Here is a 14,536-nt window from a genome sequence, read left to right as displayed (position 1 = left end):
CGAAGGCCTCAACACTGATTCATGCCAAAGGCCGGCTATGCGGGAACAGCAAATCGACAAACCGCTCGGCCGTCGGCTGCGGCTCATGATTGGCCAGCCCGGCCCGCTCGTTGGCTTCGATGATCACGTAATCCGGTTGCTCGGCATCGCGCACCATGAAGTCCAGGCCCACCACCGGGATTTCCAGCGCGCGCGCCGCACGCACCGCCGCATCGGCCAGCACCGGGTGCAGGCGTTCGGTGACGTCTTCCAGGGTGCCACCGGTATGCAAGTTGGCCGTGCGACGCACCGCCAGGCGTTGGCCGGCGGGCAGCACGTCGTCATAGCCGTGCCCGGCACTGTGCAGGGTACGTTCGGTCTCGTCGTCCAGCGGGATGCGGCTTTCGCCACCGGTCGCCGCCTGGCGCCGGCGGCTCTGCGCCTCGATCAGCTGACGAATGCTGTGCTTGCCGTCACCGATCACCTGGGCCGGGTGGCGAATCGCCGCCGCCACCACTTCATAGCCGATCACCAGAATGCGCAGGTCGCTGCCGGCATGAAAGCTCTCCAACAGCACCCGGCTGTCGAAGCGGCGGGCGCTTTCCACGGCCTGTGTCACTTCCTCGATGCAGGTGAGATTGACCGCCACCCCCTGGCCCTGCTCGCCGTCCACAGGCTTGACCACCACCGCGCCATGCTCGTCGAGAAACGCCAGGTTGTCGTCGGCATTGCCGGCCAGCTGCTGCGCTGGCACCTGCAGCCCGGCGTTGCGCAGGACATGCTGGGTAAGGCGCTTGTCCTGGCACAAGGTCATGGTCACGGCACTGGTCAGGTCACTCAGCGACTCGCGGCAGCGGATCCGGCGCCCGCCCAGGCTGAGGGTGAACAGGCCGGCAGCGGCGTCGTCGACGTGCACCTCGATACCGCGGCGCAACGCTTCGTCGACGATGATGCGGGCGTATGGGTTGAGGCCGGCTTCCGGGCCGGGCCCGAGAAACAGTTGCTGGTTGATGCCATTCTTGCGCTTGACCGCAAAGGTCGGCAGGTTGCGGAACCCGAGTTTTTCGTACAGGCGCTTGGCCTGGTGGTTGTCGTGCAGCACCGACAGGTCGAGGTAGGCCAGGCCCCGGCTCATGAAGTGTTCGACCAGATGGCGCACCAGCACCTCGCCAACCCCCGGACGGGTGCACTGCGGGTCCACGGCCAGGCACCACAGGCTGCTGCCGTGTTCGGGATCGTCGAACGCCTTGCTGTGGTTCAGGCCCATGACACTGCCGATCACCGCGCCGCTGTCCTCGTCTTCGGCCAACCAGTACACCGGGCCACCAAGGTGGCGGGGGGTGACCAGCTCGGGGTCGACCGGCAGCATCCCGCGCGCCTGGTACAAGGTATTGATCGCCTGCCAGTCGCTGGGGTTTTGCGCCCGGCGCACACGGAAGCCACGGAACACCCGCTGCGCCGGGCGGTAGTCGGTGAACCACAGGCGCAAGGTGTCGGAGGGGTCGAGAAACAGCTGCTGGGGTGCCTGGGCCAGCAATTGCTGGGGAGCGGCCACGTACAGGGCGATGTCACGCTCGCCGGGGCGCTCCTCCTGCAAGGCGGCGGCCAGGCTGGCTGGGTCCGGGTAGGTGTGGCCGATCAGCAGACGCCCCCAACCGCAGTGCAACACACGCGGCTGGTCGTGCGGCTCGCTGCCGTCGCCGGCCAGGCGCGCCTGCAAGCGCTCGTAGGACGGCGCCTGGCCGCGCAGAAGGCGCTGACCGTAGGCGATTTCGTGGGTTTTCATCGGTCAGATTCCTTGTTCGCTGAGCCACAGGTTCAGGGCCGCCAGCTGCCACAGTTTGGAACCGCGCAGTGGGGTGAGCTGGCCATGCGGATTGCTCAGCAGGCGGTCAACCATGGCCGGGTTGAACAGGCCACGGTCCTGGCTTGGGTCGGTCAGCAGGTCGCGCACCCAGCCGAGCGTTGCGCCTTCCAGATGCTTGAGGCCGGGCACCGGGAAGTAGCCCTTCTTGCGGTCGATCACCTCGTGGGGGATCACCCGCCGCGCGGCTTGCTTGAGCACCTGCTTGCCGCCGTCGGGCAGCTTGAAGCGTGCCGGAATGCGCGCCGACAGTTCGACCAGGCGGTAGTCGAGGAATGGGGTGCGCGCCTCCAGGCCCCAGGCCATGGTCATGTTGTCGACCCGTTTGACCGGGTCATCGACCAGCATCACCGTACTGTCCAGGCGTAATGCCTTGTCCACGGCTTCGGGGGCGCCGGGGCGGGCGAAGTGCTCGCGGACAAAGTCGCCGGCCGCGTCGGTCTCCAGCAGCCAAGGGGCCTGGACCGTGTCGCGGTACTCGTCATGGCTGCGGTCGAAGAAGGCGTCGCGGTAGGCGGCGAAGGCATCCTCGGCACCGTTCACCTTCGGGTACCAGTGGTAGCCGGCGAACAGCTCGTCGGCGCCCTGGCCACTCTGCACGCCCTTGCAATGCCTGGCCACTTCCCGCGACAGCAGGTAGAAGGCGATACAGTCGTGGCTGACCATCGGTTCGCTCATGGCACGGAAGGCGGCCGGCAGCTGCTCGATGATCTCGTGCTCGGCGATGCGCAGCTGGTGGTGGCGGGTGCCGTAGTGCTTGGCGATCAGGTCGGAATACTGGAACTCGTCACCGCGTTCGCCGCCGGCATCCTCGAAACCGATGGAGAAGGTCGACAGGTCGTCCACGCCGACCTCGCGCAACAGGCCGACCAGCAGGCTGGAGTCGACACCGCCAGACAGCAGCACGCCGACGTCAACGGCGGCGCGCTGGCGGATGGCCACGGCGTCGCGGGTGGCGTCGAGCACGCGAGTGGTCCAGCCTTCCAGGTCGAGGTCGCGCTCGTCCGGGTTGGGGCCATAGTGCAACTGCCACCAGGTCTGGCGCTCGACTTCGCCGTGACGGTCGACGCGCATCCAGGTGCCTGGCTCGAGCTTCTGTACATTGGCCAGCAACGTGCGCGGTGCAGGCACCACGGCATGGAAGTTGAGGTAGTGGTTGAGCGCCACCGGGTCGATCATCGGATCGATATCGCCCCCCTTGAGCAGCGCCGGCAGTGTCGAAGCGAAACGCAGGCGCTCGCCGTTGCGCGAAAGGTACAGCGGCTTGACGCCCAGGCGGTCGCGGGCCAGGAACAGGCGCTGATTGTCGCGTTCCCAGATGGCCAGGGCGAACATGCCGTTGAGCTTGGGCAGCAAGGCTGCGCCCCAGGCGTGGTAGCCCTTGAGCAGCACCTCGGTGTCGCCGTCGGACCAGAAGCTGTAGCCCAGCGCCTGCAATTCCTGGCGCAGCTCGGGGAAGTTGTAGATGGCGCCGTTGAAGGCGAGGGACAGGCCCAGGGTGTTGTCGACCATCGGCTGCGCCGAACCGTCGGACAGGTCCATGATCTTCAGGCGGCGGTGGCCGAGGGCGATCGGGCCCTGGCTATGGAAGCCCCAGGCGTCGGGGCCACGGGGCGCCAGGTGGTGGGTTATGCGCTCTACCGCAGCCAGGTCGGCTGGGCGAGGGGCCTGGTCGATGGGGGTGAAACGCAACTCTCCTGCTAATCCGCACATAGGTCCTTACCGGTTTTTCCGTTGGGGAATGAGCGCCCCGGATTAGGGCACCCTGTAAGGAACTGACCTGTGCGGTTTGTGGGAGTTTTAGATCGATCTGTTATAAGCAGGGGTGAGGCCTGAAGTGTGAGCCGATAAATTTGTGTCGCCTGTGAGATCCATCGCCATACGCCCCCAGCCCCCTCACTTCCCGCGAATCAGCCGGCGCAGCATGAACCGGTTGGGGTGGCAGGCCTCAGCCACCGCCCGTGGCAACGGCAGCGCTTCGCCACTGGCCCAGGCCGCAATCAGCTCGCCACTCAACGGCGCGGTGATCAACCCTCGCGAGCCATGCCCACTGTTCACATACAGCCCATCCAGCCACGGGCACGCCACCTCCGGTACCTGTCGCGCATCTTTGCCGAGCACGGCATACGCCTGGGCAAACACTTCAGGGTCGGCGACCGGGCCGACTATCGGCAGGTAATCCGGACTGGTGCAACGAAACGCTGCCCGGCCCTGCAGTTGCTCGACGTCGAGTGCCTCCGCGCCCAGCCGTGAGGCGAGGTCGGTGGAAATCTCATCCAGCAACGCCAGGTTGCCTTGGTGCTCGGCAACGGTCGGTGTCAGGTCATCATTGTGGAAATCGAAACTGGCACCCAGGGTGTGCTCATCACCCCGGGGCGGTGCGACGTAGCCATCGGCACAGACCACGGTGCGCAAGGCACGGCTGGCTTCAGTGGCGGGCAGGCGCGTGATCTGCCCGCGAATGCGCTTGAGCGGCAATTGCGCGCAAGGCGCGAAGCGGCGCACATCGGCGGCCCCGGCCAGCACCACCAGCGGCGCGCTGGCCAGCAAATGCTCCCCATCCCAGGCCTGCCACAGGCCGTCGGCCTTGCGCAGCTCGACCACATCTTGATGGAGTTGAACGCGAATGTTCGGGTGCTGCAGCTGCGCCTGGCACAAGGCGGGCGGGTGTACCCAGCCACCCTCGGGGTAGAACAGGCCGCCCGCAGGCAGCGCCACCCCGGCAATCGCTTCGGCATCAGCCTGCTCCAGCGCCCGCAGCAGGCTGCTGTCGAAGGCCTCGGCAAGCTTGGCCTGGCGCTCGCCTTCCTGGCGGTCGAAGGCCAGTTGCAGCACACCGCAGGCGTCCCAATCGCGGCCACGCTGCAACCGTTCGAGCTGGCGCCGGGTAAAGCCGAAACCGGCCAGGATCATCTGCGACAAGGCGGTGCCATGGGCGGACAACTTCAGGTACAGCACCCCCTGCGGGTTGCCCGACGCCTCCTGCGCGGGCGCCGCGTGGCGTTCCAGCACCGTGACCTGCCAGCCGCGTGCGGCCAGGCTGGCGGCGCTGGCGCTGCCCGCCAGGCCGGCACCGATCACCAGTGCCTGGCGCGGGCCTGCCACAGGCGCGGGGCGGGCGTACCAGGGCGTGACCATGGCCGGCGATGGATGCCCGGTGTATTCGCCACTCATCACCTCCCACTTCTTGCCGATGCCTGGGATCTTCTTCATGGTGAAGCCTGCATCGATCAGCCCGCGGCGCACCCATCCGGTGGTGGTGAAGGTGCCCAGCGCGGTGCCGGGGTGGGCCAGCCGTGCCAATTGGCCGAACAGCTCTGGGGTCCACATGTCAGGGTTCTTCGCGGGGGCGAAGCCGTCGAGAAACCACACGTCGATGCAGGCGTCGAGCTGCGGCAGTTGCTCCAGTACGTCGCCGATCAACAGGGTCAGGGTGACCCGGCCGTCGTCGAAACTGAACTGCTGGAAGCCCGGGTGCACTGCCACGTACTGGGCCAGGAAGGGCTCGGTGAAGGCCGCCATCTCCGGCCACAAGCGCGCGGCGCGAGCCATGTCGTCGCGGCCGAGCGGGTACTTCTCGACGCTGATGAAATGCAGGCGTGCATCGGCATGGGCCTGTTCGGTGAACAGCTGCCAGGCGCAGAAGAAGTTCATACCGGTGCCGAAGCCGGTCTCGCCGATCACCAGGCAAGCGTGTGGGGCCAGGGCGGCGAAGCGCTGCGCCAGGCGCGTCTGTTCGAGGAATACGTAGCGGGTTTCGTCGGTGCCTTCATTCTTGGAGAAATAGACGTCGTCGTACTGCCGCGAGTGGGGGCGGCCCTGGTCGTCCCAGTCGATCTGGGCATGCTGGAGGAGGGTGGACATGGTTGGCTCGGTTGCAGCGGATGTGCGGATCTTATGTCATCTGCCGGGTTTGCGCAGGCGCTACGCAAATCCGCTAGTCTTGCTTATCCAATGAAGGAGCCAGTGCATGTTCGAATCCGCAGAAATCGGTCACAGCATCGACAAGGAAACCTACGACGCAGAAGTGCCTGCCTTGCGCGAAGCGCTACTTGAGGCGCAATACGAACTCAAACAGCAGGCGCGGTTCCCGGTAATCGTGCTGATCAATGGCATCGAAGGCGCCGGCAAGGGCGAAACGGTCAAGCTGCTCAACGAGTGGATGGACCCGCGCATGATCGACGTGCTCACCTTCGACCAGCAGACCGATGAAGAACTGGCCCGGCCACCGGCCTGGCGTTACTGGCGAGCGTTGCCACCCAAAGGGCGGATGGGCGTGTTCTTCGGCAACTGGTACAGCCAGATGCTGCAGGGGCGGGTCCATGGCCAGTTCAAGGACGCCGTGCTCGACCAGGCCATCACCGGTGCCGAACGGCTTGAGCAGATGCTCTGTGACGAAGGCGCACTGATCATCAAGTTCTGGTTCCACCTGTCCAAGAAGCAGATGAAGGCGCGCCTGAAATCGCTCAAGGACGACCCGTTGCACAGCTGGAAGATCAGCCCGCTGGACTGGCAGCAGTCGGAAACCTACGACCGTTTCGTGCGTTTCGGCGAACGCGTGCTGCGCCGCACCAGCCGCGATTACGCGCCGTGGCATATCGTCGAAGGCGTCGACCCGAACTACCGCAGCCTGGCGGTGGGGCGCATCCTGCTGGAAAGCCTGCAGGCGGCGCTGGCCAACAACCCCAAGGGCAAGCACCAGGGCAACGTCGCTCCGCTGGGCCGGAGCATCGATCAGCGCAGCCTGCTCGGTGCCCTGGACCTGAGCGTGCGCCTGGACAAGCAAGACTATCAGGAGCAGCTGGTCACCGAGCAAGCCCGCCTGGCCGGCCTGCTGCGCGACAAGCGCATGCGCCGGCATGCCCTGGTGGCGGTTTTCGAAGGCAACGATGCTGCCGGCAAGGGCGGCGCCATCCGCCGCATGGCGGCCGCGCTGGACCCGCGCCAGTACCGCATCGTGCCGATTGCCGCGCCCACCGAAGAAGAGCGCGCGCAGCCTTACCTGTGGCGGTTCTGGCGGCACATCCCGGCGCGCGGCAAGTTCACCATCTTCGACCGCTCCTGGTACGGCCGGGTGCTGGTGGAGCGGGTGGAGGGCTTCTGCACTCCGGCCGACTGGATGCGTGCCTACAGCGAAATCAACGACTTCGAAGAGCAATTGGTCAACGCAGGCGTGGTGGTGGTCAAGTTCTGGCTGGCGATCGACCAGCAGACCCAGCTGGAGCGCTTCGAGGAGCGCGAGCAGATCCCGTTCAAGCGCTACAAGATCACCGAAGACGACTGGCGCAACCGCGACAAGTGGGATGATTACACCCAGGCCGTGGGCGACATGGTCGACCGCACCAGCAGCGAGATCGCACCGTGGACGCTGGTCGAAGCCAACGACAAGCGCTGGGCGCGGGTGAAGGTGCTGCGCACGATCAACCAAGCCCTGGAGGCAGCTTTCGCCAAGGACAAGAAATAGCCAGTCATGCCGCCGAGGAATGACCCGATGAATTTATTTCCCGGCATTTTCCTCCGGCTCGGAGCTCCAAGCCCTTAGAATTCGGTTACCCCCACCAAGGGCACATTCGAGGACTGTATGCACACAACTTCCGGCCGTTGGGGTTACGGCCTGTTTCTGGCACTGCTGACCGCGCTGCTCTGGGGCATCCTGCCGATCAAGCTCAAGCAGGTGCTGCAGGTGGTCGACCCGATGACCGTCACCTGGTATCGCCTGCTGGTTTCCGGCGGCGTGCTGTTCGCCTGGCTGGCCGCCCAGCGGCGCCTGCCGTCGCTGCGCAAGCTGGCGCCCAAGGGCAAGGCCCTGATCGTGGTCGCCGTGTTCGGGCTGATGGGCAACTATGTGCTGTACCTGATCGGCCTGAAGCTGCTGAGCCCGGGCACTGCCCAGCTGGTGGTGCAGATCGGCCCGGTGTTGTTGCTGGTGGCCAGCGTGTTCGTGTTCAAGGAGCGCTTCAGCCTGGGGCAGGGCATTGGCCTGCTGGTGCTGCTGGGCGGTTTCGGCCTGTTCTTCAATCAGCGCCTGGAAGAGCTGCTGACCTCGCTGGGCACCTACACCACGGGTGTCCTGACCATTCTCCTGGCCACCAGCATCTGGGTGTTCTATGCCCTGAGCCAGAAGCAGTTGCTGACGGTGTGGCATTCGCAGCAGGTGATGATGGTCATCTACCTGAGTTGTGCGGCCCTGTTGACGCCTTGGGTGCATCCGCTGGAGGCGCTGCAATTGAGCCCGGTGCAGGGGTGGCTGTTGCTGGCTTGTTGCCTGAATACCCTGGTGGCCTATGGCGCGTTTGCCGAGGCGTTGGCGCATTGGGAGGCGTCACGGGTGAGCGCCACGCTGGCGCTGACACCGCTGGTGACCTTTGTCGCGGTGGCGCTGGCTGCCGTGGTGTGGCCTGAGTACGTGCACGCCGAAGACATCAATACCCTGGGCTATATAGGTGCGGTGACGGTGGTGGCGGGGTCGAGCCTGGTGGCGCTGGGGCCTTCGCTGGTGGCCGGGTGGCGGGCCAGAAGGGCACGCCTGGCATAGGATTGCGCGCTCTTTGTAGGAGCGGCCTTGCGTCGCGAAAGGGCCGCGAAGCGGCCCCAGGATTTCAGCAGCGCTGCCGAAATTGCTGGGGCCGCTCTGCGGCCCTTTCGCGACACAAGGCCGCTCCTACAGGTTTCGCGCTATTCCTGGAATCGGCTGTTCAGCCCTTGCCACCGGGCGCCAGCATGTTCTCCGGCCTCACCCACTGGTCGAACTGTTCATTGGTCAGGTACTTCAACTCCAGCGCCGCTTCGCGCAAGGTCTTGCCCTCGCTGTAGGCCTTCTTGGCAATCTCCGCCGCCTTGTCATAGCCAATGTGTGGGTTCAGCGCCGTTACCAGCATCAGGCCGCGCTCCAGGTGCGCCGCCATCTGCTCTGCATCCGGCTCGATGCCGGCCACGCAATGCTGCTGGAAGTTGCGACAGCCATCGGCCAGCAGCTCGATCGACTGCAGCAGGTTGTGGATGATCACCGGCTTGAACACGTTCAGCTGCAGATGCCCCTGACTGGCGGCAAAACCGATTGCCGCGTCGTTGCCCAATACCTGGCAGGCCAGCATCGACAGCGCCTCGCACTGGGTCGGGTTGACCTTGCCGGGCATGATCGAGCTGCCCGGCTCGTTGGCCGGCAGGCGCACTTCGGCCAGCCCGGCCCGCGGGCCGGAACCGAGCAGGCGCAGGTCGTTGGCGATCTTCATCAGCGCCACCGCCAGGGTCTTCAGCGCACCGGCCAGGCTGGTCAGCGGCTCATGGCCGGCGAGGGCGGCGAACTTGTTGGGGGCAGTGATGAAGGGCAGGCCAGAGAGGGCGGCCAGCTCGGCGGCCACGGCCTCGGCAAAACCATGCGGGGCGTTCAGCCCGGTGCCGACGGCGGTGCCACCCTGCGCCAGCTCGCACACCGCCGGCAAGGTGGCGCGGATGGCGCGCTGGGCGTAGTCGAGCTGGGCGACGAAGGCCGACACCTCTTGGCCGAAGGTGATCGGTGTGGCATCCATCATGTGCGTGCGGCCGGTCTTGACCAGCTTGCTGTGGCGCGCCGACAACTCGGCCAGGCCCGACGACAGCTCGGCGATCGCCGGCAGCAGCTTGTCGTGTACCGCCTGGGCAGCGGCGATGTGCATGGCGGTGGGGAAGCAGTCGTTGGAACTCTGCGAGCGGTTGACGTGATCGTTGGGGTGGACTGGCGCCTTGCCGCCGCGGCCTTTGCCCGCCAGCTCGTTGGCGCGCCCGGCGATCACCTCGTTGACGTTCATGTTGCTCTGGGTGCCGCTGCCGGTCTGCCAGACGACCAGCGGGAACTGGTCGTCATGCTCGCCATCGAGCACTTCATCGGCGGCTTGTTCGATCAGCCGGGCGATTTCGGCAGGCAGGTCGCCGTTGCGGTCGTTGACCCGCGCGGCGGCTTTCTTGATCAGTGCCAGGGCGTGCAGCACCGCGAGCGGCATGCGTTCCTTGCCAATGGCAAAGTTGATCAGCGAGCGCTGGGTCTGTGCGCCCCAGTAGGCGTCCTCAGGAACTTCGACCGGGCCCAGGCTGTCTGTCTCGATACGGCTCATGCTGCGTTCACTCCTTGTCAGTCAGAATCAGCAGTTTAGGCCCTCATGCGTGCGAGCGGTTCATTCGCTCGTCGTGCCACTTGAGCGCTGCGCCCCTGCGGGAGCAGAATGCTCTCCTCTGAGGTACCGCCTCCCCTCCTGAAGGAAATGCAATGACCCGTCTCCGTGTCCTCTGTGCTGCCGTCGCCCTGGCCTGTGCCAGCGGCCAGGTACTCGCTGCCACCGCCAGCCACAATGCTGCCGCCGAGAAATTCCTGACCCTGGCCAATGCCGACAAGCTGGGCACTCCGGTGTACATGCAGGTCCAGCAGATGTTCGCCCAGCGTTTCGCCCAGACCAAGGCCCCGGCCTCCAAGCAGCCGGTGCTCGAGAGCTACCAGGCCAAGGCCAACGCTGCCCTGGACAACGCCATCGGCTGGAACAAGCTGAAGCCGAAGATGGTCGACCTGTACACCCAGACCTTCACCGAGCAAGAGCTCAAGGACCTGGTCAAGTTCTACGAGTCGCCGCTGGGCAAGAAAGTCCTGCGTGAAATGCCCAAGGTCACCCAGCAGTCGGCCCAGCTGACCCAGACCAGCCTGGAACCGGCGGTGCCTGTGGTCAACAAGCTGCTCGACGACATGACCAAGGAGCTGGACCCGAACGCTGGCAAGGCCGCCGCCCCGGCCAAGAAGTGAGTAGCACCCGATGAGCATGCAGCAACGCATCGAGCAGCAACTGGCCGCGCTGGCCCCGCAACACCTTGAAGTGCACAACGAAAGCCACATGCACAGCCGTGGCCAGGAAACCCACTACAAGGCGGTGATCGTCAGCGAGCAGTTCGCCGGGCTCAACAGCGTCAAGCGCCACCAGAAGGTCTACGCCACCATGGGTGAGCTGATGGGCGAGATCCACGCCCTGGCGATCCACACCTACACGGCCGAAGAGTGGGCCAAGGTGGGCGCAGCACCGGCTTCGCCGGTGTGTGCTGGCGGCGGGCACTGAATCCTTTCCGTCGTTCTGGTACAATCCTGCAAAATCCGGGGGCCGCTTTGCGGCCCTTTCGCGACACAAGGCCGCTCCTGCAGGAATTCGCATTCCCCTGTAGGAGCGGCCTTGTGTCGCGAAAGGGGCGCAAGGCGCCCCCATGTTTTTTTAGGTCAAACCCGGTCCGCCCCTTACGAGGGCAACCACTGGAGAGTCTGTTACATGTCCCAAGCTATCGTCGTGGCGGCGCTGTACAAGTTCGTCACCCTGGAAGATTACGTCGAGCTGCGTGAACCGCTGCTCAAGACCATGCTCGACAACGGTGTCAAAGGCACCTTGCTGCTGGCCCACGAAGGCATCAACGGCACCGTTTCGGCCACTCGCGAGGGCATCGACGGCTTGCTCGCCTGGCTGCGCAACGACCCGCGCCTGGCCGATGTCGACCACAAGGAATCCTACTGCGACGAGCAGCCGTTCTACCGCACCAAGGTCAAGCTCAAGAAAGAGATCGTCACCCTCGGCGTGCCGGGTGTCGACCCGAACCAGGCCGTCGGCACCTATGTCGAGCCCAAGGACTGGAACGCCCTGATCAGCGACCCGGAAGTGCTGCTGATCGACACCCGCAACGACTACGAAGTGGCCATCGGCACCTTCAAGGGCGCCATCGACCCGAAGACCGAGACCTTCCGCGAGTTCCCCGAGTACATCAAGGCCAACTTCGACCCAAGCAAGCACAAGAAGGTCGCGATGTTCTGCACCGGCGGCATCCGTTGCGAAAAAGCGTCCAGCTACATGCTCGGTGAAGGCTTCGAGGAGGTCTATCATCTTAAGGGTGGCATCCTGAAATACTTCGAGGAAGTGCCTCAGGAAGAGAGCCTCTGGGACGGCGACTGCTTCGTCTTCGACAACCGCGTCACGGTGCGCCATGACCTGAGCGAGGGCGAGTACGACCAGTGCCATGCCTGCCGCCACCCGGTCGATGCCAAGGACCGCGAGTCGGAGCACTATTCGCCAGGCGTGAGCTGCCCGCATTGCTGGGACACCCTGAGCGAAAAGACCCGCCGCAGCGCCATCGATCGGCAGAAGCAGATCGAGCTGGCCAAGGCTCGCAATCAGCCGCACCCGATTGGTTACAACTACAAAGCCGAGGCTTGAACCATGACCGCCCGCCTGATCTATGTGATGGACCCGATGTGCTCCTGGTGCTGGGGTTTCGCACCTGTGGCTGCGGCCCTGATCGCACAGGCCGCCGAGGCGGGCGTCAGCACGCGGCTGGTGCCGGGCGGGCTGCGCACGGGCGGCAGCGCGTTGGACGGCTCGACCCGCAAGTACATCCTCGAGCACTGGCAGGCGGTGGCCGAAGCCACCGGGCAGCCGTTCCGTTTCGACGGCGCCATGCCTGACGGCTTCGTCTACGACACCGAGCCGGCCTGCCGCGCCCTGGTCACTGCCCGCGAGCTGGACGCCGAACGTGTCTGGCCGCTGCTGGCGCTGATCCAGCGTTCGTTCTACGAGCAGGGCGTGGATGTCACCCGCGCGCCGCAACTGGTCGAGCTGGCCGAACAGGCCGGCTTCGACCGCGAGCGCTTCGCCCAGCAGTTCACCAGCCATGATATTCGCGCCGCCACCAGCGCCGATTTCAGCTGGGTACAGGACCTTGGCATCGCCGGCTTCCCGACCCTGCTAGCTGAGCGCAACGGCCAGCTGGCGTTGCTGACCAATGGCTACCAGCCGCTGGGCAGCCTGCAACCGCTGCTTGGCCGCTGGCTACAGCAGGCCGTCTGTGCTTGATCTGCCAGGGTCGCACGACCCTGTGCCAGGGAAGCCCGCCGCTGTGTCCGATCGCCTGAGCTGGGCGGAAATCCGGCGCCTGGCCCTGCATCACAAGAAAAACCTCTGGGCCGCCAACCTGGTCGCCGTACTGGCAGCCTGCTGCGCGGTGCCGATCCCGTTGCTGTTGCCGTTGCTGGTTGACGAAGTGCTGCTGGGCCACGGCGATGCCGCGCTGAAATGGATGAACCAGCTGCTACCGAGCGCCTGGCAAGTGGCGGCCGGCTACATCGGCCTGATGCTGGTGGCCACGTTGTGCCTGCGCCTGGCGGCGCTGGCCTTCAACGTGGTGCAGGCCAAGCTGTTCGCCGGTTTGGCCAAGGACATCGTCTACCGCCTGCGCATTCGCCTGATCGAGCGCCTCAAGCGCATCTCGCTGAAGGAATATGAAAGCCTGGGCAGCGGCACCGTGACCACGCACCTGGTCACCGACCTGGATACCCTCGACAAGTTTGTCGGCGAGACCTTGAGCCGCTTCCTGGTGGCCATGCTGACCCTCACCGGCACGGCGGCGATCCTGATCTGGATGCACTGGAAACTGGCGTTGCTGATCCTGTTGTTCAACCCGCTGGTGATCTACTTCACCGTGCAGCTGGGCAAACGCGTCAAGCACCTGAAGAAACTCGAGAACGACAGCACCTCGCGTTTTACCCAGGCATTGTCGGAGACCCTGGATGCCATCCAGGAAATCCGTGCCGGCAACCGCCAGGGCTATTTCCTCGGCCGCCTTGGCCTGCGGGCCCGTGAAGTGCGCGACTATGCCGTGGAATCGCAATGGAAGAGCGATGCCAGCGGCCGCGCCAGCGGTCTGCTGTTCCAGTTCGGTATCGACATCTTCCGTGCGGCGGCGATGCTGACCGTGCTGTTTTCCGACCTGTCGATCGGCCAGATGCTGGCGGTGTTCAGCTACCTGTGGTTCATGATCGGCCCGGTGGAACAGCTGCTCAACCTGCAGTATGCCTACTACGCTGCCGGCGGTGCGCTGAGCCGGCTCAATGAGCTGCTGTCGCGGGCCGACGAGCCGCAGTACCCGGCGTCCTGTGACCCGTTCAGCGGCCGCGAGACGGTGGGTATCGAGGTGCGCGACCTGCGGTTTGCCTATGCCGACGAGCCGGTGCTGGACCAGCTGAACCTGGCCATTGCCCCCGGTGAGAAAGTGGCAATCGTCGGTGCCAGTGGTGGCGGCAAGAGTACCTTGGTGCAGTTGCTGCTGGGCCTGTACAGCGCGCAGGCCGGGACTATCCGCTTTGGCGGTGCCAGCCTGCAGGAAATCGGCCTTGAGACCCTGCGCGAGAATGTCGCGGTGGTGCTGCAGCACCCCTCGCTGTTCAACGACAGCGTGCGCGCCAACCTGACCATGGGCCGCGAATGCACTGACGAAGCGTGCTGGCAGGCACTGCGCATTGCCCAGCTGGACGCCACCATTGCCGCCTTGCCGCAAGGGCTGGACAGCGTGGTCGGCCGGTCGGGGGTGCGCCTTTCCGGTGGCCAGCGCCAGCGCCTGGCGATTGCCCGCATGGTCCTGGCCGAGCCCAAGGTGGTGATTCTCGATGAAGCCACCTCGGCGCTGGATGCTGCCACCGAGTACAACCTGCACCAGGCACTGGCGCGCTTCCTCAGCGGCCGCACCACGCTGATCATTGCCCACCGCTTGTCGGCGGTGAAGCAGGCCGACCGCGTGCTGGTATTCGACGGCGGGCATGTGGCCGAGGATGGCGACCATCAGCAGCTGATCGCCGAGGGTGGGCTGTATGCCAAGTTGTATGGGCATCTGCAACAAACCTGACGGCTTCCTATCGCCTGTGCC

Annotated in this window: 11 protein-coding genes; 7 read left to right on the top strand and 4 right to left on the bottom strand. The window is 65.3% G+C overall.

Annotated features, from left to right (window positions below):
• Positions 1 to 19: 19 nt before the first annotated feature.
• The 3 genes from ngg to mnmC form a co-directional block, all read right to left on the bottom strand.
• Positions 20 to 1,765 (bottom strand): N-acetylglutaminylglutamine synthetase, encoded by a 1,746-nt coding sequence (gene ngg, locus APH33_RS17740; RefSeq protein ID WP_054886403.1) that lies wholly within the window; start codon positions 1,763 to 1,765, stop codon positions 20 to 22.
• A 3-nt stretch (positions 1,766 to 1,768) separates the two neighbouring features.
• Positions 1,769 to 3,556, bottom strand: coding sequence for an N-acetylglutaminylglutamine amidotransferase (locus tag APH33_RS17735; protein WP_054886402.1), 1,788 nt, complete (start codon positions 3,554 to 3,556; stop codon positions 1,769 to 1,771).
• Between the two features lie 183 nt (positions 3,557 to 3,739).
• Positions 3,740 to 5,707: a bifunctional tRNA (5-methylaminomethyl-2-thiouridine)(34)-methyltransferase MnmD/FAD-dependent 5-carboxymethylaminomethyl-2-thiouridine(34) oxidoreductase MnmC gene (gene mnmC, locus APH33_RS17730; RefSeq protein WP_054886401.1), complete on the bottom strand. Its 1,968-nt coding sequence runs from the start codon at positions 5,705 to 5,707 to the stop codon at positions 3,740 to 3,742.
• 106 nt (positions 5,708 to 5,813) lie between these two features.
• On the opposite strand from mnmC, the gene pap reads away from it, so the two are divergent.
• The gene (gene pap, locus APH33_RS17725; RefSeq protein ID WP_054886400.1) at positions 5,814 to 7,307 is read left to right on the top strand and encodes a polyphosphate:AMP phosphotransferase; all 1,494 of its coding nucleotides are present in this window, start codon (positions 5,814 to 5,816) and stop codon (positions 7,305 to 7,307) included.
• 117 nt (positions 7,308 to 7,424) lie between these two features.
• Positions 7,425 to 8,378 carry a DMT family transporter gene (locus APH33_RS17720; RefSeq protein ID WP_054886399.1) on the top strand — a complete coding sequence of 318 codons (954 nt, stop codon included), beginning with the start codon at positions 7,425 to 7,427 and terminating at the stop codon, positions 8,376 to 8,378.
• 160 nt (positions 8,379 to 8,538) lie between these two features.
• Here the strand turns inward: APH33_RS17720 and APH33_RS17715 are convergent, their stop codons facing one another.
• A complete protein-coding gene (locus APH33_RS17715) occupies positions 8,539 to 9,933 on the bottom strand; it encodes a class II fumarate hydratase (RefSeq protein WP_054886398.1) in 1,395 nt (464 codons plus the stop codon).
• A 152-nt stretch (positions 9,934 to 10,085) separates the two neighbouring features.
• Between APH33_RS17715 and APH33_RS17710 the strand changes: the two genes are divergently transcribed.
• The 5 genes from APH33_RS17710 (at position 10,086) to APH33_RS17690 (ending at position 14,515) form a co-directional block, all read left to right on the top strand.
• Positions 10,086 to 10,610 carry a DUF2059 domain-containing protein gene (locus APH33_RS17710; RefSeq protein ID WP_027918170.1) on the top strand — a complete coding sequence of 175 codons (525 nt, stop codon included), beginning with the start codon at positions 10,086 to 10,088 and terminating at the stop codon, positions 10,608 to 10,610.
• Positions 10,611 to 10,620: 10 nt separating this feature from the next.
• Positions 10,621 to 10,917, top strand: coding sequence for a BolA family transcriptional regulator (locus APH33_RS17705; RefSeq protein ID WP_054886397.1), 297 nt, complete (start codon positions 10,621 to 10,623; stop codon positions 10,915 to 10,917).
• Positions 10,918 to 11,121: 204 nt separating this feature from the next.
• Positions 11,122 to 12,054: a rhodanese-related sulfurtransferase gene (locus tag APH33_RS17700; protein ID WP_054886396.1), complete on the top strand. Its 933-nt coding sequence runs from the start codon at positions 11,122 to 11,124 to the stop codon at positions 12,052 to 12,054.
• A 3-nt stretch (positions 12,055 to 12,057) separates the two neighbouring features.
• Positions 12,058 to 12,690 (top strand): DsbA family protein, encoded by a 633-nt coding sequence (locus APH33_RS17695; protein ID WP_054886395.1) that lies wholly within the window; start codon positions 12,058 to 12,060, stop codon positions 12,688 to 12,690.
• Entirely contained in the window at positions 12,683 to 14,515 is a 1,833-nt protein-coding gene (locus APH33_RS17690; protein ID WP_054886394.1) for an ABC transporter ATP-binding protein, read from the top strand. Before APH33_RS17695 ends, APH33_RS17690 begins: the two co-directional genes overlap by 8 nt.
• Positions 14,516 to 14,536 lie beyond the last annotated feature (21 nt).

This window comes from Pseudomonas sp. NBRC 111130 (genome assembly GCF_001320485.1).
Classification (GTDB): Bacteria; Pseudomonadota; Gammaproteobacteria; order Pseudomonadales; family Pseudomonadaceae; genus Aquipseudomonas; species Aquipseudomonas vlassakiae.
The sequence above is the reverse complement of the archived record's forward strand: the minus strand, read 5'-3'. Positions and strand labels throughout refer to the sequence as shown.